Here is a 23,131-nt window from a genome sequence, read left to right as displayed (position 1 = left end):
TGGTGCTCCTTTGGATCGGTTGGTGGCTCCTGTTTGGGGCCGTGAAAGAAGCGTGCAGCCCTGACGTAGCGTCAAGGTCAAGCACCGATCCGAAGAAAGTTCCCGGGACCCTGGGACCTCAGGCCGCGAGGGTGTGTTCGAGGAGTACGTCGCGCAGCCCGAACTCAGCCCGAGACAGCGGCGGCGGATCCGGTGACCAGGTGTCGGGTGGCGGGCTGACATACGTATGGCCCGTGGGTGTGATGGTGATGATGCTGCCGTCGGGTCCGGGTCTGGCCTGCCAGCCGAGCGCCTCTTTGGCTTGATTGCACCTCTCACACAAACCTTGCAGGTTCTCGGATCTCGTCGCGCCTCCATCAGCGTGGCGTTCGACGTGGTCGATGTTGCGGATCGGTGCGTCACAGCCGACGGTGCGGCAGATCCCGCCGTCCCGGGTGGTGATGAACTCGGCCAGCCCGTCGGGTGCTTTCCTGGAGCGGGACTCCATGGCCACCAGTTGCCCGGCGGGGTCGGTGAACAGGCGCCGGACGAACACCTCCGCGTCGGCGAGCGCCTCGCGGGCCCACCCAGCAGGAACGGGTCCGTAGCCCTCGACCATGGCGGGCTGATCGGCGTCGCCGGTGAGGGAGTCGGCGGTCATCACGACCTTGACTTCGATCCGGGGCTTGCCGCCGGTCTCGCGGCCGGTGATCCGGTCGACGAGGGTGTCGGCCATGACCTGGGTCCGGGTCCGCTCGTCGCCGGCTGCGTGGGCGGCCCTCGCCGCCTGATCCAGCGCCGCGAAGACCGCGACGCCATCCTTGACCGGGAGCAGGGCACCGAGCCAGGTCATCGTGTCGGGTGCGGGGCGGAGGCTGACCCGACGGTCTTGCGTCGCGTTCGCAGCCCGTGAGACGACGGATGCCTGATCCAGGGTGATGGCGAGTTTCTTGGCGGCGTTCTCGAGCTGTCGCAGCCCCATCGAGACCGCCTTTGCAGGCTGCGCGTCTGGGCCGGTGGCGCAAAGTTCGTAGTCGATGACGCGACGGTCGTCGAGGGAGAGACACGCGGTCTCGCGGGCGAGGATGGTGGCCTGCCACTGGGAGAACAGCCCCGCCTTCATCAGCGCGAAGGTGTGCGGCATCTCCGCGGTCAGGATCTTTGCCAGCCCGAGCAGTTTGGCGCCCTTCTCGGGCGAGACCCGCCGAGCCAGCGCGATCTGGGAGGCGACCCCTTCGCCGAGCCTGCGGGCAGGTATCCCGGCCTCGGATTGGCGCGCGCGAACGGATTCGTCGAGACGTACCGCCGCTTCTGCCTGGACCGCCTCGGCGGTGCATTTGATCTCTTCGAGACGCGAGATCCAGTCGACCAGCTCACTCTCGGACGCACCCGGAGGCGGCCCTGTGAGGAGGCGGTCGATGGTCTCGTACATGCGCCTTATTATATGCGCAAGAGCACTGCAGTGCGACCCATTTAAGCCGGTCAGAGCCAATTTATGCAGTCAGCGAACAAGACACGTGAACTCCGCGCCACTCTCTCGCCGCCGCCCCGATACAGGCGAAATCTTTCTCGATCGGGTGCCGGGTCAAGGATGGCCGTAGGCCACCGCGAAGCGGCGGGCGAAGCCCGTCCTTGACGCGGCGCACGATCGAGAAACACTCAAAGACCGGGTCGGCGGCGAACCCTGAACCGAAGCACAGCCGCTAAGCGAGGTTTCCCGAAGAAGCGACTGTGTTGGTCTCGACACGCCTCCGCCTAGCGGCTCCGGCGGCTCGACCAGCGGGACAAGGCGGCTCGACCTGCGGGAAGCGTCAGCGCCCGACGGCGTACCCCTGCGCACCCCGAGCATTAGCAGCAGCAGAAAGCGTCCCAGTCTCAGGATCACGAGTAACCGCAGAAAGCCGCCCAAGAGACCAGTCCCCACTCAACTCGACAGCATGCCCCCGCCGCCGCAGCCCCTCGACGACAGAGTCCCCGAGCCGATCCTCGAGCACGGCACCCGCAGGAGTCCACGTACGCGGCCAGAAGGACCCAGGGAACGATGTCGAGTGGAGCGCAGGAGCGTCGATGGCCTCCTGAGGCGAATAGCCGCCGACGAGAGTACGCAACAGGTAGAGCAGCTGCCACTGATCCTGCTGGTCGCCGCCAGGTGAGCCGACGGCGGTGACGGCCCGGCCGTCACGCAACACGAGTGTCGGAGTGAGAGTCGTGCGCGGCCGCCGGCCCGGGGTGAGTGTGGAGGGCAGGCCCGGCTCGAGCCAGGTCATCTGCAGTCGGGTGCCGAGGCAGAAGCCGAGCTCGGGGATGGTCGGCGACGACTGTAGCCACCCGCCCGAGGGGGTGACCGCGATCATGTTGCCCCAGCGGTCGGCGACGTCGATGTGGCAGGTGTCGCCTCGGGTCTCGCCGTCAGGCGAGACGGTCGGCTCCCCCACCCCGGACGCGGCAAGAGCCGGGTCGTAGGTCTCGCGCAGCGGCGGGAAGGCCATCGCGCCCAGCCCGGGCCTCACCTCGGCCGAGGCAACATCGGTGATGAGGGGGCGGCGGGTGGCTGCGTACTCCTGGGAGAGGAGGGTCTTGATCACGGCCGGATCGGCGCCGTCGCCGTAGTGGGCGTCGCGGTCGGCGAAGGCGAGCTTGGTCGCCTCCAGGATCGTGTGGGCGCCGTCGGGGTTGCTCGGGTCGAGCAGCGCGTCGTCGAGCGGCTCGAGCAGGTTGAGGGTCTGCAGCAGCACCGGCCCCTGCGTCCACGGCCCGGCCTTCGCGATCGTGTGGCCCCGGAACTCCGTCGTCACCGGCGTCTCGTACGCAGCCGAGAACCCGGCCATGTCGGCCGCCGTGATCACACCGGAATGATCGGTTCCGGAGGAGTGACGGTGCGGGGTGCGTACGAACCGTTCGATCGCCTCGGCGACGAACCCGCTCCCCCAGGCGGCACGCGCGGCGTCGATCCGCTCCTCACGGGTCGCGGCGCCGTCGCCGGCTGCCACGAGGCGGTCGAGCACGGCGGCGTAGGCCTCGTTGCGGACCATCGTGTCCGGCTCCGGCAACTCGCCGTCGATGAGCCAGTGGGCGGCCGAGGTGGGCCAGTGATTGCGGAACAGGTCGGCGACGGCGGCGATCGTGGAGACAGCCCGGCCCAGGATCGGATGGCCATTGCGGGCGTAGTCGATGGCGTAGGCGAGCACCTCGCCCAGCTCCCAGGTGCCGTGGTCGCGCAGCAGCATCAGCCAGGCCTCCACGGCGCCCGGCACGGCAGCGGCCAACGCGCCCGAGCCGGGGACCAGCTCGAGCCCCTCGGCCCGCATGTGCTCCACCGAAGCCCCCGCCGGCGCCGGCCCCTGGCCCATCAGGACCGTCGGCGCACCGTCGGCAGCGGCGAAGATCCCGACCAGGTCGCCGCCCGGCCCATTGAGGTGGGGCTCGACCACGTGCAGCACGAACCCACCAGCGACCACCGCGTCGAAGGCGTTGCCGCCGCGCTCGAGCACCGCCTGTGCGGCACCGCTGGCCAGCCAGTGGGTCGAGCCGACCATGCCGAACCTCCCCAGCAGGTCGGGACGGGTCTTGAACGCGGCCGGTGGGGTGTAGGAAGGCACGCCATCAGGCTACGAGCGCGCGTCGAGCATCCCGTCGGCGGCCCCGCGCCGGGATAGGGTCGCCCCATGAGTGCGCCAGCGGTCCGGGGCCGCCTGCAATGGTCATTGGTCGTGCCGATCCTCGCCCTGGTGGTGCTGGTCTTCGCGTGGCTCCGCCACGACCACTGGACCATCCTGGCTGTGGTGGCGGCGGTACTGATCGGTGCGGTGCTGGGCGCGGTCCACCACGCCGAGGTCGTCGCCCACAAGGTCGGCGAGCCGTTCGGCTCGCTGATCCTCGCGATCGCGGTGACCGTGATCGAGGTCGGCCTGATCGTGATGCTGATGACCAGCGGTGGCGACAGCACCAGCACCTATGCCCGCGACACCGTCTTCGCCGCGGTGATGATCACCCTCAACGGCATTGTCGGGCTCTCGCTCATGGTCGGCGCCCTCAAGCACGGACTGGTCAGCTTCAACGCCGCCGGCACCGGATCGGCGGTCGCCACCGTCATCGCCCTGGCCGGTCTCACCCTGGTGCTGCCGAGGTTCACGACGTCGGCGCAGGGCCCGCAGTACTCGACCTCGCAGCTCGCCTTCGCCGCCATCGCCTCACTGGCGCTCTACGTCGCCTTCCTCTTCACCCAGACGGTCCGCCACCGCGACTTCTTCCTTCCCGTCACCAGCGACGAGCACGGCCGGATGACCGGGCTGGTCGACCTCGACAAGGACGGCCACGCCGATCCGCCCTCGACCGGCGAGGCCGCCCTCAGCCTGGCCCTCCTCCTGGTCTCCCTCGTCGCCGTGGTCGGCCTGGCGAAGGTTCTCTCCCCCACGATCGAGAGCACCGTCAAGAGCCTCGGGTTCCCCTACGCGGTCGTGGGCGTCGTGATCGCTCTCCTCGTCCTCGCTCCCGAGTCGATCGCCGCGGTCCGCAACGCCGCCCGCGACCGGGTCCAGACCAGCCTCAACCTCGCCTACGGCTCCGCGATGGCGTCGATCGGTCTCACCATCCCCGCCCTCGCCGTCGCGATGATCTGGCTCACCGGCCCCCTCGAGCTGGGCCTCGAGCCGACCCAGATCGTGCTGCTGGTCATCTCCGTCTTCGTCACCGGGCTCACCGTCGTCCAGGGCCGCGTCTACGCCCTGCAGGGGTTCGTCCACCTGGTCCTGCTGGCGGCGTTCCTGTTCCTGTCGATGCAGCCCTAGCCGGTCACCGCGCCGGGACCTCGTCGAGGCCGACCTCGAGCTTCGGGAACGAGTGGCCCTCGGCGTCCTTGAGCACGGTGTACTGCACGTCGACGTGCGGCTCGATGGCGCTGTGCTTGTCGTTGGGGGCGCCGATGATGAGCTGGAAGCCGAGACCTCGCCACGCGCCGATGGCGCGGCCGGTGAAGCGGGCGTCGGCCTTGATCAGCGCCTCATCGAGGAAGACCGGTGCGTAGCGCGGCCGGTCGGCGCCGGCGTCGCCGAGCTGGTAGCGAAGCGCGGCGCCGACGATGAAGGCGACCAGCTCCTGCGACTCGCCGCCGGACTTCTCGCCGATGTGGTCGTAGAGGGCGACGTGCTCACCGGTGTCGGCGGTGACCTTCTCGGCGCTGACGCGGACGTGGTTGCGTACGTCGATCAGGTCGGCGAAGTCGGGCGCCGTGCGGCGCATGCGGTCGATGAGCCGGGACATCCGGGTGTAGGCCTGCTCGCGGGTCTCGTTGGACGACGCCTTCTCGATCAGGTCGCGCACGGTGCGGAGCTCCTTGCGGAAGCGGCCACGCACCGCCGACTGGCCCTCCTGGGTGTCGATCCGGAGCCGGTGGCCGTCGTCGTTGAACGGCAGCTCGGCGAGGATCTGGTTGATCGGGTCGATCCGGTCCCGGATCTCACGCACGGCCCGCGACAGGGTCGAGTCGAGGTTGGTCAGGTCGTTGCCCGACAGCTTGAGCAGCGAGTCGCGCCACTCGACCTCGAGCTCGTGCAGACCGCTGGTCTGCAGCTCGTCGAGGAGACGGTCGAAGTCGGCGTAGGACGCATCGGGGTCGGTGTGGAGGTTGGGGTTGGGCCAGCGCTCCAGGAACGCCTCGAAGGTCTGCCGCAGCTGGATGCGGGCGGCCCCGATCGTCTCCTGTGCGGCGGCACGGTCGGTGTCGAGGCTCTCGCCAGCTCGGGCGAAGACGGCGTCGAGCTCGGCGAGCGCGTCCTCGCGACGGCCGGCCTCCTCGCCACCGGCCCCCTTGAAGAGCTGCTCGAGATAGTCGGCCTGGGCCGGGGCGACCTCGGTGCCCGACGCCGCCGCGTCCTCCAGCGCGTCCTTGGCCCGGTCGACCTGTTCGACGACGTCGCTCCAGCGCACGTCGAGCTCCTTGACGGTGCTCTTGGCGGCCCCGATCCCCTCGCGCAGCGAGTCGACCTTGACGCGGGCGCTCTTCAGCCGCCCCTGCAACGTGGCGATCTCCGGGTTGTCGGCGGTGACCTCCTCGATCACGGCGGCCCACCTGTCCCGCTCGGCCTCGGCCCCGGCGACGTCGACCTGGTCCCAGGTGAGCGCGGTGACCGCCTTGAAGGACGTACGCCGCAGGTCGAGGTCCTTGATGGCACGCTCGGCCTCGGCGACCGCCATACTCGCCGTCTCCGCGTCCTTGCGCGCCGTCTCGAGGAGCTCGGTGAGCTCGGCGACGCGGCGGGTGTTGGTGAAGCCGAGCACGTTGCCGGCCCCGTGGCCACCGTGGGCGCCGCGCGTCCCCTGCGAGACCTGGCCGGTGACGGTCAGCGCCATCCGGTGCTGACCGAGCAGGGCGGGCGTCTGCACGCAGACGTAGCCGTGCCGCTCGGTCAGCCGCTTCTTGAGCCAGCCGGTGAACACGCCGCGGCGGTAGTCCAGGCGTCCCGGAAGGGTGCCCTCGTCCAAGATCGAGGTGTCCTTCATACCGGTGTTGACGGCCTCGTAGCGGATCCGGGTGCGCTGCCGTACCGACTCGATCGCCGCCCGGAAGGCGCCGACGTGAGCGGCGTCGACGAGCATCGTGGTGGCGAACCCGCCCAGGGCCAGGTTGAACGCCTCGCGCCAGGCCTCGTGATCGGTGCGTACCTCGACCAGCTCGCCGACGAACGGCATCTCGGCCGGGCTCAGCCCGGCCGCCTCCGCCAGCACCGCACGGGCCGCGCGCAACGGCTCGGGGATGTTGTTCTTGGTCTTCTCGGCATCGGCGAGCTCGCTCTCGAGCCGGCCGACCTGACCGATCGCGTCGGCCTCGGCCGAGCGCGCGGCGGCGTAGGCGTTGAGGGCGGTCGTGCGGGCGTCGTCGTCGACGAGCGCCTCCTGCGCGGTCGCCTGAAGGGTCTCGAACTCATCCGGAGTCGTGGCCACCGCACCGAGGACGGCGAGCTCCTGGTCGAGCGCCTCGCGGGCGCGGCGTACGTTGTCGACCCGGGTCTCGGCGGACCTGATCTCGCGGGTGGCTTCCTCGAGGCGCCGGCCGCCGGAGGCGGCGACGGTGACCGCGAGGCCGTCGCGCTCGGACTCGGCGGCGTCGATGAGCGCCTGCTTCTCGGCCACCACCTTCTCCGCAGAACTCTTGCGGGCGCTGAGGTCCGACTCCAGCTCACTGAGCAGGTCGACCCGCTTGCCGGCACGCCACAGCCCGGCGGGGGTGGCCTCGTCATCGAAAGCGCCGATCCCGTCGATCACCTCCAGCCTGGCGGCGGCGTCCTCGATCGCGGCCCGGTGCTCGCGGATCGGCGTCAGCGCACGGACCTGCTGCTGCGCGGTGACCATCCGGTCGCGGGTCGCGGAGAGCTCGTCGAAGTGGGCGACGACGCCGTCGGCGGTCGCGAGGGTCTCGGGCTCCTCGAGCACCATCTTCTTGTAGAGGTCGTCGACCGTGGTGATCTGCTGCCCCGCCTGGATCCGGCCGAGCAGGTTGACCGCCTTCTCACCGTCGCCGGCGGCACCGATCCCGAGCGCGGAGTGGATCCGGGCGGTGAAGTCGCGGTCGGTGTCGATCGGGGTCAGCCCGACCTCGGAGACCGCGGCGCGCGTGAACCGGTGGGCTGCGACCGGCTCCAGATCGCGTACGTCGAAGCCCGCCTCGGCCACGGCGCGCAGCTTGGTCACGTCGTCGAGGTTCTTCGCGGACGCGGGAACGTACCAGGCCCGGACCGCGGTGAAGCGGGCCCCGGTCTGGTCCTCCCAGGTCATCGCGATCGCCGACCAGGTGTCGCGGCCGTCGCCGCGCAGCACCCGGATCTTGGTGCCGTCGGCGGTCTTGGCCTCGTCGATCTTGCCGCGCGCGTAGGAGAGGATGTTGCGCTGGTCCTGGCCGCGCGGACGGCCCACGACACCGCCGTTGGAGGCACCGTTGAAGGGCGTCGTGTGGGGCATGATCAACGCGATGTAGGCGTCCATCAGCGTCGACTTGCCCGACCCGGATCCTCCGGTCAGCAGCGTCGCGCTCGGCGAGAAGCGCACCCGGTGGGCGCCGTCGTAGCCGCCCCAGTTGACCAGCTGCAGCTCGCGCGCGACCCACTGCCGGCCGTTCGAGCGGGCGGGGATGAGACCGAAGAGGCTGTCGATCATGTTCACTGCTCGGTGTCCTCTTCGTCGTCGGCGCTCACGGCTCGACCGGCGGATTCCTTCAGCCACGCCTTGAGCTCGGCGAGCTTCTCGACGCTGAGCACGATCTCGACGAGCGGGGTGATCCGGTAGCGGTCCTCGGACTCCTCCTCGATCAGCCCCTCGCGTGCGAGCCGGTCGACCGCCCGGCGGATCTCGCGGCGCGCGGAGGCGTCGCCGCTGGCGACGTCGAAGTAGGTGAGTACGGTCTGCTCCAGCTCGTCGGCGTCGACCCGCGCGGAGTTCTCCCCCGCACCTCGCTCGCGCTGGAAGACGGTGCGGAGATGGATCAGCACGAGCGTCTCGGCCCGTGAGTAGGCGTCGTCCTTGAGGAGCACCGGCACGTCGAGCTCCTCCGAGCGCACCTGCCGCTTGTAGGCGATGCCGCGGTCGTGGTCGACGACGAGTCGGATGAACAGGTCGTGGAGCCGCGACTCGATCACCGCTTGGTGGTCGAGCAACGTACGCCACTGGCGCGGGCTCTTCTCGGCCGTGATGAACCGACGACGAAGCAGCTGGACCAGCACCCGGCGGATGTCGGCGTCGAGGACACCTCGGTCGCCGACGAAGAGCTCGGTCGGGTCGTCCTCCATCGAGACGGGCTCGATGAAACCTTCCGGCTCGCTGCCGTAGGCCACAGCCTCATCCTCAACTTGAGGGTTAGCCTCAGCCTCGACCGGTGTCACCGTCTCACTCAACGCCCATCCCCTTTGCCATCCGCCGTCATCTTCACTCCGCCGAAGGCGAACCGCCGCCGCACCCCGTCCGCACGGACCGCCTCGATCGTGGAGATCTCCCCCGTCTCGGCCATCCCGCGGCGATGCGCGATCTCGAGCAGCCCGAGCAGGTCGACCGGGCGCCGGATCTCCTCGGGCGCGGCCGCGAAGGCCTCGGCCAGGTCGACCGGCTCCTCGGCCCCGTGGGCCGCCAGATAGGCGTCCAGGTGGGCCTCGATCGCCCGGTAGCCCGGACCACCCCAGGCCTTGGTGTCCTCGACCGCGCTCTCCACGTCGCCCCAGTCGGCGAGCGGCGCCGGCGGCTCGGGCGGTCGCAGCTCGCTGACCGACTGCCGCAGGTGACCGAGGTCGGCGACCGGCAGCCGGCGCAGCGGCTCGACGGACTCGGCCGGCCGCGAGGACGGCATCCACGCCTGGAAGCCGACCATCACATCGCGCAGCAGGTCGTCGACCTGCCGGTCGCGGGCCGGGTCGTGCGTACGCACCTGGGTGGTGATCACGTGCGAGGCGGTCTGCTGGGCGGCCAGCACCTCGGCGACGCCCGTCTCGATCCGGCGTCCGACCGCCGCCAGTTCGGCCCGCTCGGGCGGACCCATCTGCCTTGTGAACCGGTGCCGCAGCACGGTGTGCAGGTTGGTGGCCAGGTCGTCGAGGCGGCGCGGGTCACCGATCATCCGCAGCGCACCGGCGAACGCCTTGCCCTCCGGCGTGGAGGCCATCACGTCCTTGCCGCGCTGCAGGTACTCGCGCAGGACCTCACCGGCCGGACGTACGTCCTGGCGCAGGTCGGTCACCACGTCACGCTGCATCGCCCGGATCGACTCGACCACCCGCGCGAAGTCGGCGGGGAGCTCTCGGGTCAGGTGGAGGATGTTCTCGGCCTGCTCGAGCAGGGTGTCGTCATCGACGGTGTCGACGACGCCGGTGCGGTCCAGGCGGGCGATCTCGGCGCGCCGCTCGGCGATCTCCTCGGTCAGTCGCGCCACCCGGGTCAGCACGTCCGGGTCGGCGTCCAGGGCGAGCCGCTCGACCGCCTCGAGCAGCGTCCTGACCCGCGACTCGGAGACCCGTGCTCGGGACCCGCTCGCCCGTCCGGCGATCTCGAGGGCGCCCACGGCATGCGCGGACAGCCGGTAGACCTCGTCCTCGCCCTCGATCTGGCGCAACAGCCACCCGGCGCGCACCCATTGGCGGCACAGCTCGCGCGCCGTGCCGACCGGCAGCATCACCTCGCCACCTTCACCCTCGGCGTGGCCGGTGGCCCGGAGCCAGTCCAGCATGTCGCCGATCTCGGCGTGCGCGTCCACCACGGGCACGGCGGATCGCTCGGAGGTGAAGGTCACCGAGAGCACCGCCACCACGAACGGCGCGAACCGGCCGTGCAGGAGGTCGAGCATCGGGTTCTTGAAGGCGGCCAGAGCCCCGGCGTACGCCGCCTCGACGCGAGTGTCACTCATCGGCAGACACCGTACGTGGCAGCACCGACAACACCACAACCTTCATCACACGCGCGGACACGCCGAGAATTCGGTTGCCGCCTACCGCATAGTTATCCCATGCGGGTTCGTCCTTTTCCTGTCGTAGTGGCCGTGGTGGCCCTGATCGCACTCTCCGGCTGTGCCGGGAGCTCAGAGAGCCCGGAGTCCGCCGCGAACGGCGAGTCGGCCAGCGCCTCGCCCTCGGCTAAGCCCCTCAGCGCCACGATCTCCCCCGCCGACGGCGCCAAGGACGTGCCGGTCGACAGCACCGTGACGGTGACGGCGACCTCGGGCGAGTTCACGAGCGTGAAGGTCGCCAAGCCCGACGGACACACCGTGCCCGGCTCGCTCTCCGAGGACAAGAAGACGTGGACCGCCAACGACCTGCTCGACCCGGCGCTGCGCTACACGGTCACCGCCACCGGTGAGACCGGCAAGGTCACCAGCAGCTTCACCACCCGCTCGCTCTCCCTGGCCCAGCAGACCTTCGCCACGATCGTCCCCGTCGACAAGTCAGAGGTCGGCGTCGGGATGCCGGTCGCGGTCTACTTCGACCTGCCCGTCAAGGACCACGCCTCCTTCGAGAAGCGCATGCACGTCACCTCCACCCCGGCCCAGACCGGCTCCTGGTACTGGGTCTCCGACACCGAGGCCCGCTACCGCCCGCAGGCCTACTGGAAGCCCGGCACCACCATCAAGGTCGACCTCGACCTCAACGGCGCCTCCGCCGGCGGGGACGTCTACGGCCAGCACAGCCGCACCGCCACCTACAAGGTCGGTGACGCGCACGTCTTCAAGGTCAACGCGCGTACGCATCAGATGAAGGTCTTCAGCAACGGCAAGCTGCTGCGTACGATCCCGATCACCACCGGCAAGCCCGGCTTCACCACGCGGTCGGGGATCAAGGTCATCTCCGAGAAGCACCGCGTCAAGGAGATGCGCTCGGAGACGATCGGCATCTCCGACCAGAGCTCGAGCGACTACTACTCCCTCGACGACGTCGAGTACGCCATGCGGATCAGCAACTCCGGCGAGTTCATCCACGCCGCGCCGTGGTCGACCGGGTCCCAGGGCTACGCCAACGTCTCCCACGGCTGCACCGGCCTCTCCACCGCCAACGCCGCCTGGCTCTACGGCCTGGCCCGCATCGGCGACGTCGTCGAGACCACCGGCACCGACCGGAAGATGGAGTGGGACAACGGCTTCGGCGACTGGAACCTGTCCTGGGCCGAGTACCAGAAGGGCTCTGCCCTCTAGACCGCTGCGACCAGCCCGTTGCGGCAGCCGAGCATCATCTGCCGGTGGTTCCAGGTCAGCACCGGCCGCAGCAGCATCGAGGCCCAGCCGAGCACTCCGTCTACGACGACCTCCTGCTCGAACACCATCCGGCTCCCGCCCGGTGCCGGCGTCAGCGTCCACCGCGCGAACCCGTCCAGGTCGCCGCCGAGCCCGACCTCCAGCGTCGGCAGGTCGCGGCTGACCGCGTGCAGCACGATCTCCAGGTCGTACGGCAGCGCCGAGCGGCACACGAGCAGGGCATCGTCCTCCCCCAGCTTCGCCACCGCCCGCACCTGCGGCCACCACTCGGGATAGCGCTCCAGGTCGACCAGTGTGTCGCGCACAGCCTCGGTCGACATCGGCAGTTCCCAGGTCTCGGCGAACGCGTAGCGGGCGGGCACATTCACAAGTGTGCCAACACCGCCCGAAGTCAGCTCGAGCTCGGTCGCACGAATTCGGCGCGCGACCGCAGTCTGCTGGAAGCGCCGAGGCTCACCAGGGCGACCGCCCCGATCACCAAAACCGCTGGCGTGATGTACCCCGGGACGACAGGAATCTCGACGCTCGCGCCGTCGATGAGCTCGCAGCTGAACCCGGGCGGAACGGCATCGACGTCATACCCCACAACCTGCAGGGCACGTGCTCTGTCGAGATGATCGCGGCATGGAGGCGGCGGCGATGAGCTCGTGCCTCCATCCGCCGCGTCCAGCCAGGCTCCCGCAACATGAACCAGGCCCCAGCCGTACGTTCCCAGCGCAAGTCCGCCTGCCAGGAGGCCCAAGGCACGCAACGCTGCGCCCGGCACCTTCCAAGTCGCCGGCGTGGCCACATCCACCGCGCCGCGCAGAATCATCACGGGGACGACGAAAAGGCCGACCAGCAACAGGAGCAGAATCACGGGGATCATCCACATGAGCCCGGACGATAGCTCCGCAACGCGGACGGCGCACCGGCATTGGTGAGCGCGACGTCCAGCGATACGGTCGCCGGCCGGTCACCCCAGGATGTTCGCAACCGCCTCGCGGCCCTGGGCCGGTGACAGCGCGCCGAGTGCAGCCTCGGCGGCTTCGTCGCACAGTCCGGCGGTCACGGACTCGAGTCGGGCGCCGACGGCAGCCACGGCCGCGGGGGCCATCGACAGCGAGGTGACGCCCAGCCCCACGAGCACAGGCGCCAGCAGCGGGTCGGCGGCGGCCTCGCCGCAGATGCCGACGGGCTTGCCGGCCGTACGCCCGGCCTCGGCGGTGATCGCGATGAGTTGCAGCACCGCCGACTGCCAGGGATCGGTGAGGTGGGCGAGGTCGGTGGCCAGCCGGTCGGCGGCCATGGCGTACTGGGTCAGGTCGTTGGTGCCGATGGATAGGAAGTCGACCACCTCGAGCATCCGGTGGGCCATCAGCGCGGCCGCCGGCACCTCGACCATGACGCCCGGCTTGAGGCCGCGGGCGCGGACCAGGGCCGCGAAGTCGGCGGCTTCCTGGACGGTGGCGACCATCGGCGCCATCACCCAGGTATCGGCTCCAGTGCGTTCGGCGGCGATCGCGATGGCGTCGAGCTGGCGCTCCAGCAGGCCGGGGTTGTCGGCGGCGAGCCGCAGGCCGCGTACGCCCAGGGCCGGGTTCTCCTCGCCCTCGTGGGTCGCGAAGGCGATCGGCTTGTCCGAGCCCGCGTCCAGGGTGCGTACGACGACGTGGCCGCGGCCGGCGAAGGGCGCGAGCACCTCGGCATAGACGTCGGCCTGCTCGGCCACGGTGGGCTCCTCGCGCCGGTCGAGGAAGCAGAGCTCGGTGCGGAAGAGGCCCACGCCCTCGACCTGGCCGGCTGCCGCGTCGCGTGCCGAGGAGCCGTCGGCGACGTTGGCGAGCAGCGCCACCGGGTGGCCGTCGGCGGTACGTCCGGGCCCGGTCCAGTCGGCGACCGCCTGGCGCCGGGCGAGGTCGGCCTCGGCGCGGGCGGCGGCGTCAGGGCCAGGCTCCAGGTCGACGATCCCGGCCTGGCCGTCGACGAGCACAGGGGTCCCCGCGACGATGCCGGTCGCGCCGGCCACGCCGACCAGGCACGGGATGCCGAGCTGGCGGGCGATGATCGCGGTGTGGCTGGTGGGGCCGCCCCGCTCGGTGACCAACGCGACCACGCGGGCCGGGTCGAGGGCAGCGGTGTCGGAGGGCGCCAGGTCGGCGGCCACCAGCACGCACCGCTCCTCTGGCACGTCCACGCCGGGCTCGGGCTCGCCGGCGAGGTGGGCGAGAACCCGGCGCTCGATGTCGCGCAGGTCGGTGACCCGCTCGGCCATCAGGCCACCCATCCCGCTGAACAGCGTGGCGAACTGCTCCACCGCCGCCGCGACGGAGGCGACCAGTCCCTCCCCCGCGCGGAGATGCTTCTCCACGGCGACCCGCAGTCCCTTGTCCCGGGCCAGGCCGGCGCTCGCGCTCAGGACGGAGGCGGCAGCACCGGAGGCGGTCTCGGCGCGGCGGGCGTACCCGTCGGCGACGGCGGTGGCTGCCGCCTCGTAGGCCGCGAGGGCGTCCTCGGGCTGGTCGAAACCGCGCCGTTCGAAGGCCTCCAGCGCGGCGGGATCGACCTCGGTCCGCACCACGTGGACGGGCGCCAGCACGATCCCCGGGACCACCGGAGTGCCGGAGAGGACAGATGAGTGAGACGTGACCATGGCCACAAATATCTGCCCAAACCCCTTGACGAGTCAACACATTCGGGCATAAAACAACATATGTGGGCATTCACAACGCCGAAACCCACCTGAAACCACACCGATCATGAAGGAGGCCGCGATGTACGCCGAGGAGCGACAGATCGCGACGGCCCGTCTCGTCGCCGAGCGCGGGCGGATATCCGTGGCCGACATCGCCGAGCGGTTCGAGGTCACCACCGAGACCGTGCGCCGAGACCTCTCGACGCTGGAGCGACGGGGCCTGGTCCGCCGGGTCCACGGTGGGGCGGTTCCGGTGGAGACCATGGCCGTGCTCGAGTCCGCGCTCGGCGAGCGGGAGCAGACCTTCACCGCGCAGAAGGACCGCATCGCCCGGGCCGCGCTCGCACTCCTCCCCACCGAAGGCGGCACCATCGCGATCGACGCCGGCACGACGACCAGCAGGTTCGCCCACGCCCTGCCGCGCGACCACCAGCTCACCGTGGTGACCCACGCGGTCCCCGTCGCCGCCATGCTGGCCGGCAGCCCTCAGATCGAGCTCCACCTGCTGCCCGGTCGCGTCCGGCCGGCCACCCAGGCCGCAGTCGGCGCCGAGACCGTGGACGCGCTGAGCCGCCTGCGGGTCGACGTCACCTTCGTGGCCACCAACGGGCTGACGCTGGCCCACGGTCTCTCCACCCCCGACCACGAGGAGGCGGCGACGAAACGAGCGCTGGTCAACGCCGCCCGCCGGGTCGTGTGCCTCACCGACTCCAGCAAGATCGGCGTCGAGACCACGCTCCGCTTCGCCGCGCTGGGCAATGTCGACGTGCTCGTCACCGACAGCGACATCGACGACGACGTCGCCGACGAGCTCCGCGAGAGCGGCCTCGAGGTGCTGATCGCATGATCGTCACCCTGACCGCCAACCCGAGCATCGACCACACGGTGATGCTCACCAGCCCGCTGCGCCGCGGCGAGGTGCTGCGCGCCCGGACCACCACCTCTCAGCCCGGCGGCAAGGGCGTGAACATCTCCGGAGCCGCGTACGCCGCAGGGGTTCCCACCCGTGCCGTGCTCCCGTGCCCCGACCTCGACCCGATGGTCGCCGAGCTGCGTGCCTCCGGGCTCGACGTGGTCACCGTCGGACCCGCCGGCCGGCCGCGGATCAACACCACCGTGACCGAGCCCGACGGCACCACCACCAAGCTCAACGGCCCGGGCGCCACCGCGACCCCAGCGCTGCTCGACGCCCTGGCGGCCCGGCTCGTGAAGGAGGCCGAGCAGGCACGCTGGGTCGTCCTCGCCGGATCGCTGCCGCCAGAGGCGCCGTCCGGTTGGTACGCCGAGGTCGTGAGCGCGCTGCGGTCCACCGGCACCCGCATCGCCGTCGACACCAGCGAGGCACCCCTCGAGGCGCTCGCCGCCGGGCTCCCGGCCGGCGCGCCCGACCTGCTCAAGCCCAACGCCGAAGAGCTGGCCTCGATCACCGGATCCGACTCCCTCGACGAGCCGGCAGCCGCAGCCGCGGCAGCCCGGACCCTGGTCGACCGCGGCGTCACCGCCGTGCTCGCGACCCTCGGCGGAAACGGCGCCGTCCTCGTCTCCGAGGAAGGCAGCTGGCACGCCACCCCGCCGCCCACCGAGGTCGTCAGCACGGTCGGTGCCGGCGACAGCTCGCTGTTCGGCTACCTCCTCGCCGACCTGCGCGGACTCTCCGCCCCCGAACGTCTCGGGCTCGCCGTCGCGTACGGCAGCGCAGCCGCCGGCCTCCCCGGCACCACCCTCCCCACCCCACCCCAGGTCCGTGCCGATCTCGTGTCCGTACGCGACCTCGACCCCATCACCGGAGGACTCTGATGTCCGCACTCATCGCCCCCGAGCTCGTGGCCCTCGACGCCGATCTCGGCACTGACAAGCACGACGTCATCCGTGCCCTGGCCCAGCGCGTGGCCGGCTCCGGCCGGGCCACCGATCTCGACGCGCTCGTCGCCGACGCGCTGGCCCGCGAGGAGGTCTCCGCCACCGGCCTCCCCGGGGGCCTGGCCATCCCGCACTGCCGTACGTCCGGGGTCGACGAGCCCGTCGTGGCCTTCGCCCGGCTCTCGCCGCCGGTCGACTTCGGCGGCAAGGACGGCCCCGCCGATCTCGCGTTCCTGATCGGGGCACCGGCGGGCGGCGACGCCACGCATCTGACCATCCTGACCAAGCTGGCCCGTGCGCTGGCGCGCCCCGAGTTCGGCCAGACCCTGCGCGAGACCGACTCGGCCGAGCAGGCCGCCCAGACCATCCTCGACGCGGTCGGCGACGCACCGGCCGCCGCCAAGAGCGCGACACCGGAGCCCGCGCCGGCCCAGGCTGCGGAGGAGAAGCGCACCCTGGTCGCGGTGACCGCCTGCCCGACCGGCATCGCCCACACCTACATGGCGGCCGAGGCGCTCCAGGCCGCGGCCGCGCGGGCCGGCGTGGAGATCGCGGTCGAGACCCAGGGATCGGCCGGGGCGACGCCGTTGCCCGCCGAGACGATCGCGCGCGCCGACGCCGCCATCTTCGCCGTTGACGTCGGTGTCCGCGACCGGAGCCGCTTCGCTGGCAAGCCACTGGTCTCCTCCGGTGTGAAGCGTCCGATCGACGACGCCGACGCGATGATCGCCGAGGCGCTCGCCGCCGCCGCGGACCCGAACGCCGCCCGCGTGGAGTCCGGCAGAGGCGACTCGTCGGAGTCCGCCGGCACCGCCTCGGAGAGCTGGGGCGGACGGACCCGCCGGGTCCTGATGACCGGCGTCTCCTACATGATCCCGTTCGTCGCCGCCGGCGGCCTGCTGATCGCGCTGAGCTTCCTGCTCGGCGGCTACGACATCACCGACGTCTACGGCGCGGTCATGGTCGACAACACCCTGACCAATCTCCCCGACGTACAGGCCCTCGGTCTCGACCACGCCCTCTTCGACAGCGGCCTCGCGGTCTATCTCGGCGCCCTGTTCTTCGTGATCGGCAAGACCGCGTTCATGCTGTTCATCCCCGCATTGGCGGGCTACATCGCGTACGCCATCGCCGACCGTCCCGGCATCGCGCCGGGCTTCATCATGGGTGCGCTGGCCGCCAACCTGTTCGGGGTGGTCAACGCCGATGGCGTCCCGGCGCCCGCGACCGGGTTCCTCGGGGCGATCGCCGGCGGTGTCCTCGCCGGCGTGATCGCCCACTGGGTCAGCGGATGGCGCGTCCCGAGCTGGGCCCGCGGTCTGATGCCCGTGCTGGTGATCCCGCTGGTGACCTCGATCCTGGCCGGTCTGGTGATGATCATCGTGCTCGGCAAGCCGATCAACTGGCTGATGGAGCAGCTCACCGACGGCCTCGCCGCCCTGGACGGCACCAGTGCCGTCGCCCTCGGCGCGGTGCTCGGCCTGATGATGGCCTTCGACATGGGTGGACCCCTCAACAAGGTCGCGTACAGCTTCGCTGCCACCGGTGTCGGTGCCGCCTCGCTCGCCGCCGACTCCCCCGAGCTGCGGATCATGGCTGCGGTCATGCTCGCCGGGATGGTCCCGCCGATCGCGCTGGCGCTGGCCACGGTCGTACGTCCCCAGCTCTTCACCCCCGCAGAGCACGAGAACGGCAAGGCCGGCTGGCTGCTCGGCGCCTCGTTCATCACCGAGGGAGCGATCCCCTTCGCCGCGGGCGACCCGATGCGCGTCATCCCGGCGATCATGGTCGGCAGCGCCGTGACCGGCGGCCTCTCCCAGCTCCTCGACGTCGGCGTCCGCGCACCGCACGGCGGCATCTTCGTCCTCTTCGCCGTCACCAACGTGCTCGGCTACCTGATCGCTCTGGCCGCCGGCGTGATCGTCGGTGCCGGCATGGTGATCGCGCTCAAGTCCCTCGGCCGCGCTCCGGTCCCGGCCGCCGCGACCAGCTGAACCCTCAACACACACCCACCGAAGGAGCATCATGCCCACCCAGACCGTCACCGTCGGTTCCGCCGTCGGCCTGCACGCCCGCCCCGCTGCGATCATCTCTGAGAAGGTCGACGAGCTCGACGCCGAGATCACCCTCGCCGTCCCCGGCGGCGAGCCGGTCGATGCGGCCTCGTCGCTGCTGATCATGACCCTCGGCGCCGCCAACGGCGACAAGGTCGAGGTCACCGGCCCCGACCAGGCCGCGGTCGACACCATCGCCGCGCTCGTCGCGCAAGATCTCGACGCCTGAGCCAGCCGTCACCCCCGTCGCCCGAGGCGTCAGCTAGGTCGCCCGAGTTGACGCGCATGTGCCAACTCGACCGACCGAGCTGACGCCTCGGCAGGGTTTGCCGGCCTGCGGCACTAATCGCAACAACCGGCCTCATTCAACGCGTGGCAACGGTACGTTGGCAGGGTGGTCGATCCTCCCTGGGACCTTCTGCTGACCGTGGCGTTCGTGCTCACGGGCACCGCAGGGATCTGGATCCTCGTGGTCTGCCCACCGTCGGGCATCGAGACCGTGCTCCACATCAACCACGCCGTGATGAGCGTGGCGATGATCCTGATGATCTGGGTGATCGTCTCGGACGTCGCCGTATGGGCGCAGGTCGCGCTCTTCGCGGTCCTGGCTCTGGCGCTGCTCCCGGCCCTGCGGCGGGCGAGCGACGGGGCCCGGCGCGCGGACCTGGTCGGTCATCTCGGCCTCAACGCCGCGATGATCTGGATGCTCGCCGCGATGCCGCTGCTGATGGCTGACGTGGGTGGTCTCGAGGGTCATGCGGGCCACGGCAGCGCGGTGGCGGTCGCACCGGCCGGTCACACTCCGGGCTGGGCGGTCGCGGTCAACTCGCTGTTCGTCGTGGTCTGCGCGGCGGGGGTGCTGTGGTGGCTGGTGCGGGCGACGGCGGTCCGCGAGCACCGCCTGCCGGCTCTCGGCCACGGGCTGATGGCCGCCGGGATGGGCACGATGCTCGTCCTCCTTCCCGCCTGAGGATCAGACTCCCGCGAGCGGCCGCCCACTGTCGCGCCAGCCGAGGACACCGCCCTCGAGGTTGTAGGCCCGGCGACCGGTCGCAGCGGCCCGGGCCGCGAACCGCGCCGACCGGTCCCCCGTCGGGCAGACGAACACCACCCGGGACGCCTCCGAGAACGGCATCCCGGCCTCCATGACCTGCTCGAGCAGGTCGTCGCGGAGGTTGATCGCCCCCGGGATGTGGCCGGCCTGGAACGCCAGCGCCGTGCGTACGTCCACCACGACCACATGCTCGCCCGCCGCGGCCCACGCCTCGAGGTCCTCGGGGGTCGCCGAAGGCGCCTCCTGCCCAGGAGCGGGTCTCGCCGCGCCGAACAGGTCAGGGCGGCGGTGGCGGTAGTAGGAGAGGTACGGCTCGATCCGGTCGCACGCGATCACGACCGCGGTGACCGGGCCCGCAGGGCCCGACAGGAGACGTTCCCGAGCGGCGGCATACGCCGCCCCGGTGGTGGGCCCGGCAAGTACGCCGTGCCGGGTGGCGAGCTCGAGGCTCGCGGAGATCGCGTCGGCCGAGTCGACGGCGGCGATCGCGTCGTAGAAGCCGGGGTCGAAGAGCCCGACCTCCCACATCTCCGCCGCCGAGCGGATGCCGGGGATGAAGTCACCTTCGGCGGCGACGACGCCGACCACGGCGGTCTCCGGGTTGCGCTCGCGCAGGTACGTCGCGGCCCCTCGGGTGGATCCGGTGGTGCCGAGCCCACCCACGAGCAGGTCGACCGGGCCGGCGTCGCGATGGATCTCGCGACCTGTCTGCTCGTAATGAGCTCGGAGGTTGTCCTCGTTGGTGTACTGCGAGGTGTGGTGGTAGCGGCCGGGCTCGCCCTCCATGAGGTCGCCGATCACCCCGAACACGTCATTGGGCGCGGTCGGGTCCGGGCACTCCGAGAGGCCTGGCATCTCGGTCACATCGGCGCCCAGCAGCGACAGCATCTCGCGGACCTCGCGCACCCGAACTCGGTTGGTGAAGGCACGGAACCTGACTCCGTGCATGGAGGCGATGATCTGGAGCGCCTTCGCGGTGTTGCCGCTCGATGCCTCCAGGACGACCTGCTCGTCCTCGACGATCGTGTCGATGTGGTCGCGCAGCAGCGCCCAGGCGACCCGGTCCTTGACGGAGCCGAACGGGTTCGCCGACTCCAGCTTCAGGAAGATCTCGGCCTCGGGCACACCGTGGGCTGCCGGATCGAGCCGCAGCAGCGGGGTGTCGCCGATCATGTCGAGCACGCTGTCGTATCGCATGGTCAGCTCCCGTGGTGGTCGTCCGCGACGAAGGTGAACCGTCCGCCGTCCCAGACCGCCGCGACCTTCGGCGGCGGCGGATGCCCGCCGGCGGCGGAGGCCGACAGGTCCATCTGATAGGCGGCGGTGTTGACGAACGCGAGTACGTCACCGCTGCACGGATCGGAGTCCAGGAACACCTTGCGGCGGCTCACCAGGTCGGACTCCAGGCACAGCCGGCCGGCGAGGAACACGCCCTCCGCCGTCGGCTCACCATGCCCGTCGACGAGCACCGGGTCCAGCAGGACCTCCTGGTCGGCGGGGGTGACCTGGTTGCGGGAGAGGTCGAGCACGACCAGGTCATTCCCGGCGGCGCGCTTGCGGTAGAGCACCGAGGCCAGGGTGACGCCGGCGTGGTCGACCAGGGCCTTGCCCGGTTCGATCCACAGCGTCAGCATGCACTCGCGCAGCACCTCGGCGACGGGTCGCCGCTCGATCTCGGCTGCCAGGAACCGCTCCAGGACGTCGGTGGCAGGGCGGTGATTGCCGTACTTGTGCGTGGCGGGAGCCCCGGCCGCCGCTCCAGCTCGTCGAATCCCGAGGTCGTGACCGGGCCACACCAGGTCCCCCGGTCCGGTGGCAACCGCCTGTGAATATCTCTGGAACGGCCCGGGATCCTCGACGAAGCGCTGCCGGAATCCGCCGCCGATGTCGATCACCGACGGCCGCAGGCCCTTCCGGTGCGCGGCAGCCACGACCGCCATCGACTCGGTCAGCGCGTCCACCCGGGCGGCCGGGTCGGCTGTGTCGAGGTGGAACGCGACACCGCGCAGCTCGAGGCCGGGGGCGCGGCGTACGGTCTCGAGGGCGGCGTCAGCGTCCGCGAGATCGATGCCGAACCGCGACTGGGGCACCGCCGGCGAGGCGAAGCCGGAGAGCCGCAGCAGGACGGGGACGGCGCTGCCGGACGGCGCAGCGGCGGCGAGCCGGTCGAGCTCCCAGAGGTCGTCGGCATTGGCGGTGACCCCCAGCGCGGCGATCCGCACGATGAACGTCGGCGACTTCGGCCCTGTCGCCTCGATCCGGTCCGGCGTGAACCCCGCGGCCAGGGCCCGGTCGAGCTCGGCCGCGGAGGCGACGTCCGCGCCGAGCCCGGCGGCGCACGCCTCGGCGAGGAGCGCGGCCGAGGCGTTCACCTTGTGCGCGTAGAAGATGTCGTACGGCACGCCGTGACGCCGCAGCACGCCCGCGAGCGCCGTGGCGTTCTCGGCCACGACCTGGGGAAATACCACATGGAGCGGCGACCCGAACCGCTCGATCGCCTCGCCCACCGCGACAGAGTCCGAGAGGAAGCGGGCGGCGAGCGGGTGCCGTGCGGCCGGGAGCGGGAAGCGTTCGCTCACCCGTCGGCCACCGTGTAGCCGGAGTCGCGCAGGTCGGCGAAAACCCGGTCGCGCTGCTCGGTGCCGGTGAACCTCGCCCGCACCCGCTTGCCGTGCAGGTCCACCTCGATCAGCTCGGCCGCCTGGGCGTCGAAGACTGCGGTGATCGTCACCCGGCAGTGCCGGCAGGTCATGTCCGGGACCCCGAACTCCTGCTCCCCCGCCGCGAACCGTACGTCCCGCGTGGCGGACTCGGGGATCTCGGCGATCCGCACCGACTCGACCGCGGACCGGAACGCCCCGGTGAGCGCCTCGGCGACGGCGGCGAGCGGCTGGACGCGCTGCCCGTCGACCTGATGGGCACGCTGCCCGAGGCAGACGGGCCGCTCTCCTGCCGGCAGCAGGGCGTACTGTCGCGAGATCTGGTCGAGCTCGACGTGGTAGCGCTGGATGGCCGTACGCACGCCCAGGCCCTCCGCGCGGGCCTGGTCCATCACGTCGTGCGCGTCCGCGATGGTGCGGCGCTTCATCTCGGCGAGCAGCGCGACGGTCTCCGCGGTGTAGCGCAGCCGGCCGCCACTCCCCTCCAGGCTCGCGGGGATCATGCCCCTGCGGTAGGTGGAGGCCTGCAGCTCCCAGAACCAGGTCGAGGCCACCGTGCCGTAGAGCCCGGAGGCGCACATCGCCTCGGCGAACTCGACCGGGTCCTCGATCCCGACCTGTCCGGCGAGCATGCCGTGCTGGACGAGCGCGCGGCCGGCGGCCTCGGCTCCGACGCGGAAGATCTCGGCGGGCTCCTGGTCGGTGGTGGTGTCGGCCAGGACGTCGAGGGCGTCATCGTCGAGCGCGTCCGAACGCGCGGTGACGGGATCGGCGTCGGCGACCGCGTCACCGACCGCGATCACGGCCTCCCTGGCAGCGATCGGCAGGATGGGGCCGAGCGGGCCCGGTCCGATGTGGCCGCTGTTCGCGATCCCGCGGGAGTCGCGCCAGGTGATGCGGTGGGTGGCGCTGACCACCTGGTCGGGCCGGCACGGCCGCATGTAGGACTCCAGATAGCGCCGCTGTCCGGTCGTCAGAGGTCCCGAGGGCTCCGGGCTGAGCTCCTCGACGCGGTAGTCGACCGACACCTCGGCGACTGCCGGGGCCGGGCCGGCCAGGAAGTCGGCACCTGCGACCTCAGCCAGGATGCGGGCGGCGGCGGAGCGGTCGTACCTGATGCCTTCGTTCTGCACG

18 protein-coding genes are annotated in these 23,131 nt (G+C 71.1%); 7 read left to right on the top strand and 11 right to left on the bottom strand.

The annotated features are described in order from the left end of the window. Nucleotides 1–118: 118 nt before the first annotated feature. Nucleotides 119–1,411 (bottom strand): DUF222 domain-containing protein, encoded by a 1,293-nt coding sequence (locus ABZY89_RS06580; RefSeq protein WP_355225648.1) that lies wholly within the window; start codon nt 1,409–1,411, stop codon nt 119–121. Between the two features lie 379 nt (nt 1,412–1,790). After that, on the bottom strand, nt 1,791–3,515 hold the full coding sequence (locus ABZY89_RS06575; protein ID WP_355225658.1) for a gamma-glutamyltransferase: 1,725 nt from the start codon (nt 3,513–3,515) through the stop codon (nt 1,791–1,793). Between the two features lie 129 nt (nt 3,516–3,644). Here ABZY89_RS06575 and ABZY89_RS06570 point away from each other — a divergent pair, with 129 nt between their 5' ends. Next, nucleotides 3,645–4,766, top strand: coding sequence for an ionic transporter y4hA (locus tag ABZY89_RS06570; RefSeq protein WP_355225646.1), 1,122 nt, complete (start codon nt 3,645–3,647; stop codon nt 4,764–4,766). Between the two features lie 4 nt (nt 4,767–4,770). On the opposite strand, the gene ABZY89_RS06565 is transcribed toward ABZY89_RS06570, so the two are convergent. From ABZY89_RS06565 to ABZY89_RS06555, 3 genes are read right to left on the bottom strand one after another with little or no spacing between them, the layout of a single operon-like run. Then, a complete protein-coding gene (locus ABZY89_RS06565) occupies nt 4,771–8,127 on the bottom strand; it encodes an SbcC/MukB-like Walker B domain-containing protein (protein ID WP_355225644.1) in 3,357 nt (1,118 codons plus the stop codon). A 2-nt stretch (nt 8,128–8,129) separates the two neighbouring features. After that, a complete protein-coding gene (locus ABZY89_RS06560) occupies nt 8,130–8,801 on the bottom strand; it encodes a DUF4194 domain-containing protein (protein WP_355225642.1) in 672 nt (223 codons plus the stop codon). 56 nt (nt 8,802–8,857) lie between these two features. After that, nucleotides 8,858–10,357: a DUF3375 domain-containing protein gene (locus ABZY89_RS06555; RefSeq protein WP_355225641.1), complete on the bottom strand. Its 1,500-nt coding sequence runs from the start codon at nt 10,355–10,357 to the stop codon at nt 8,858–8,860. Between the two features lie 99 nt (nt 10,358–10,456). Between ABZY89_RS06555 and ABZY89_RS06550 the strand changes: the two genes are divergently transcribed. Next, on the top strand, nt 10,457–11,635 hold the full coding sequence (locus ABZY89_RS06550; RefSeq protein ID WP_355225639.1) for an Ig-like domain-containing protein: 1,179 nt from the start codon (nt 10,457–10,459) through the stop codon (nt 11,633–11,635). Here ABZY89_RS06550 and ABZY89_RS06545 read toward each other — a convergent pair. The 3 genes from ABZY89_RS06545 to ptsP all read right to left on the bottom strand — a co-directional run bounded on the left by ABZY89_RS06545 (nt 11,632) and on the right by ptsP (nt 14,327). Continuing rightward, nucleotides 11,632–12,057, bottom strand: coding sequence for an SRPBCC family protein (locus ABZY89_RS06545; RefSeq protein WP_355225638.1), 426 nt, complete (start codon nt 12,055–12,057; stop codon nt 11,632–11,634). The two genes, ABZY89_RS06550 and ABZY89_RS06545, sit on opposite strands and share 4 nt — an antisense overlap. Nucleotides 12,058–12,086: 29 nt before the next feature. Further along, nucleotides 12,087–12,569, bottom strand: a complete 483-nt coding sequence (locus ABZY89_RS06540) for a hypothetical protein (RefSeq protein WP_355225636.1) — start codon at nt 12,567–12,569, stop codon at nt 12,087–12,089. Nucleotides 12,570–12,650: 81 nt separating this feature from the next. Then, nucleotides 12,651–14,327 carry a phosphoenolpyruvate--protein phosphotransferase gene (ptsP, locus tag ABZY89_RS06535; protein WP_355225634.1) on the bottom strand — a complete coding sequence of 559 codons (1,677 nt, stop codon included), beginning with the start codon at nt 14,325–14,327 and terminating at the stop codon, nt 12,651–12,653. Between the two features lie 106 nt (nt 14,328–14,433). On the opposite strand from ptsP, the gene ABZY89_RS06530 reads away from it, so the two are divergent. From ABZY89_RS06530 to ABZY89_RS06510, 5 genes are all read left to right on the top strand, one after another. Beyond that, on the top strand, nt 14,434–15,216 hold the full coding sequence (locus ABZY89_RS06530) for a DeoR/GlpR family DNA-binding transcription regulator (protein WP_355225632.1): 783 nt from the start codon (nt 14,434–14,436) through the stop codon (nt 15,214–15,216). After that, nucleotides 15,213–16,166, top strand: coding sequence for a 1-phosphofructokinase family hexose kinase (locus ABZY89_RS06525; protein ID WP_355225630.1), 954 nt, complete (start codon nt 15,213–15,215; stop codon nt 16,164–16,166). The genes ABZY89_RS06530 and ABZY89_RS06525 overlap by 4 nt, the downstream gene beginning before the upstream one ends. After that, nucleotides 16,163–18,223 (top strand): fructose-specific PTS transporter subunit EIIC, encoded by a 2,061-nt coding sequence (locus ABZY89_RS06520; protein WP_355225656.1) that lies wholly within the window; start codon nt 16,163–16,165, stop codon nt 18,221–18,223. Before ABZY89_RS06525 ends, ABZY89_RS06520 begins: the two co-directional genes overlap by 4 nt. A gap of 31 nt (nt 18,224–18,254) precedes the next feature. Continuing rightward, the gene (locus ABZY89_RS06515; RefSeq protein ID WP_355225628.1) at nt 18,255–18,512 is read left to right on the top strand and encodes an HPr family phosphocarrier protein; all 258 of its coding nucleotides are present in this window, start codon (nt 18,255–18,257) and stop codon (nt 18,510–18,512) included. Nucleotides 18,513–18,677: 165 nt separating this feature from the next. Continuing rightward, on the top strand, nt 18,678–19,253 hold the full coding sequence (locus ABZY89_RS06510; RefSeq protein WP_355225626.1) for a DUF5134 domain-containing protein: 576 nt from the start codon (nt 18,678–18,680) through the stop codon (nt 19,251–19,253). A gap of 3 nt (nt 19,254–19,256) precedes the next feature. Here ABZY89_RS06510 and ABZY89_RS06505 read toward each other — a convergent pair whose 3' ends face one another. The 3 genes from ABZY89_RS06505 to ABZY89_RS06495 are packed head-to-tail and all read right to left on the bottom strand — an operon-like array spanning nt 19,257 to nt 23,130. Next, a complete protein-coding gene (locus ABZY89_RS06505) occupies nt 19,257–20,534 on the bottom strand; it encodes a pyridoxal-phosphate dependent enzyme (RefSeq protein WP_355225624.1) in 1,278 nt (425 codons plus the stop codon). Nucleotides 20,535–20,536: 2 nt separating this feature from the next. Beyond that, nucleotides 20,537–21,916, bottom strand: a complete 1,380-nt coding sequence (locus ABZY89_RS06500; protein WP_355225622.1) for an alanine racemase — start codon at nt 21,914–21,916, stop codon at nt 20,537–20,539. Continuing rightward, nucleotides 21,913–23,130, bottom strand: coding sequence for a heavy-metal-associated domain-containing protein (locus ABZY89_RS06495; protein ID WP_355225620.1), 1,218 nt, complete (start codon nt 23,128–23,130; stop codon nt 21,913–21,915). The genes ABZY89_RS06500 and ABZY89_RS06495 overlap by 4 nt, the downstream gene beginning before the upstream one ends. Nucleotide 23,131 lies beyond the last annotated feature (1 nt).

This window comes from Nocardioides sp. NPDC006303, assembly GCF_040613175.1.
Lineage (GTDB): Bacteria > Actinomycetota > Actinomycetes > Propionibacteriales > Nocardioidaceae > Nocardioides.
The sequence above is the reverse complement of the archived record's forward strand: the minus strand, read 5'-3'. Positions and strand labels throughout refer to the sequence as shown.

Bases quoted from the DNA above. Each gene is read 5' to 3' on its own strand.
- ABZY89_RS06550 (WP_355225639.1), top strand. From the start codon at position 10,457: ATGCGGGTTCGTCCTTTTCCTGTCGTAGTGGCCGTGGTGGCCCTGATC.
- ABZY89_RS06570 (WP_355225646.1), top strand. From the start codon at position 3,645: ATGAGTGCGCCAGCGGTCCGGGGCCGCCTGCAATGGTCATTGGTCGTG.
- ABZY89_RS06530 (WP_355225632.1), top strand. From the start codon at position 14,434: ATGAAGGAGGCCGCGATGTACGCCGAGGAGCGACAGATCGCGACGGCC.
- ABZY89_RS06580 (WP_355225648.1), bottom strand. From the start codon at position 1,411: ATGTACGAGACCATCGACCGCCTCCTCACAGGGCCGCCTCCGGGTGCG.
- ABZY89_RS06505 (WP_355225624.1), bottom strand. From the start codon at position 20,534: ATGCGATACGACAGCGTGCTCGACATGATCGGCGACACCCCGCTGCTG.
- ABZY89_RS06565 (WP_355225644.1), bottom strand. From the start codon at position 8,127: ATGATCGACAGCCTCTTCGGTCTCATCCCCGCCCGCTCGAACGGCCGG.
- ABZY89_RS06540 (WP_355225636.1), bottom strand. From the start codon at position 12,569: ATGTGGATGATCCCCGTGATTCTGCTCCTGTTGCTGGTCGGCCTTTTC.
- ABZY89_RS06555 (WP_355225641.1), bottom strand. From the start codon at position 10,357: ATGAGTGACACTCGCGTCGAGGCGGCGTACGCCGGGGCTCTGGCCGCC.
- ABZY89_RS06515 (WP_355225628.1), top strand. From the start codon at position 18,255: ATGCCCACCCAGACCGTCACCGTCGGTTCCGCCGTCGGCCTGCACGCC.
- ABZY89_RS06575 (WP_355225658.1), bottom strand. From the start codon at position 3,515: ATGGTCGGCTCGACCCACTGGCTGGCCAGCGGTGCCGCACAGGCGGTG.
- ptsP (WP_355225634.1), bottom strand. From the start codon at position 14,327: ATGGTCACGTCTCACTCATCTGTCCTCTCCGGCACTCCGGTGGTCCCG.
- ABZY89_RS06525 (WP_355225630.1), top strand. From the start codon at position 15,213: ATGATCGTCACCCTGACCGCCAACCCGAGCATCGACCACACGGTGATG.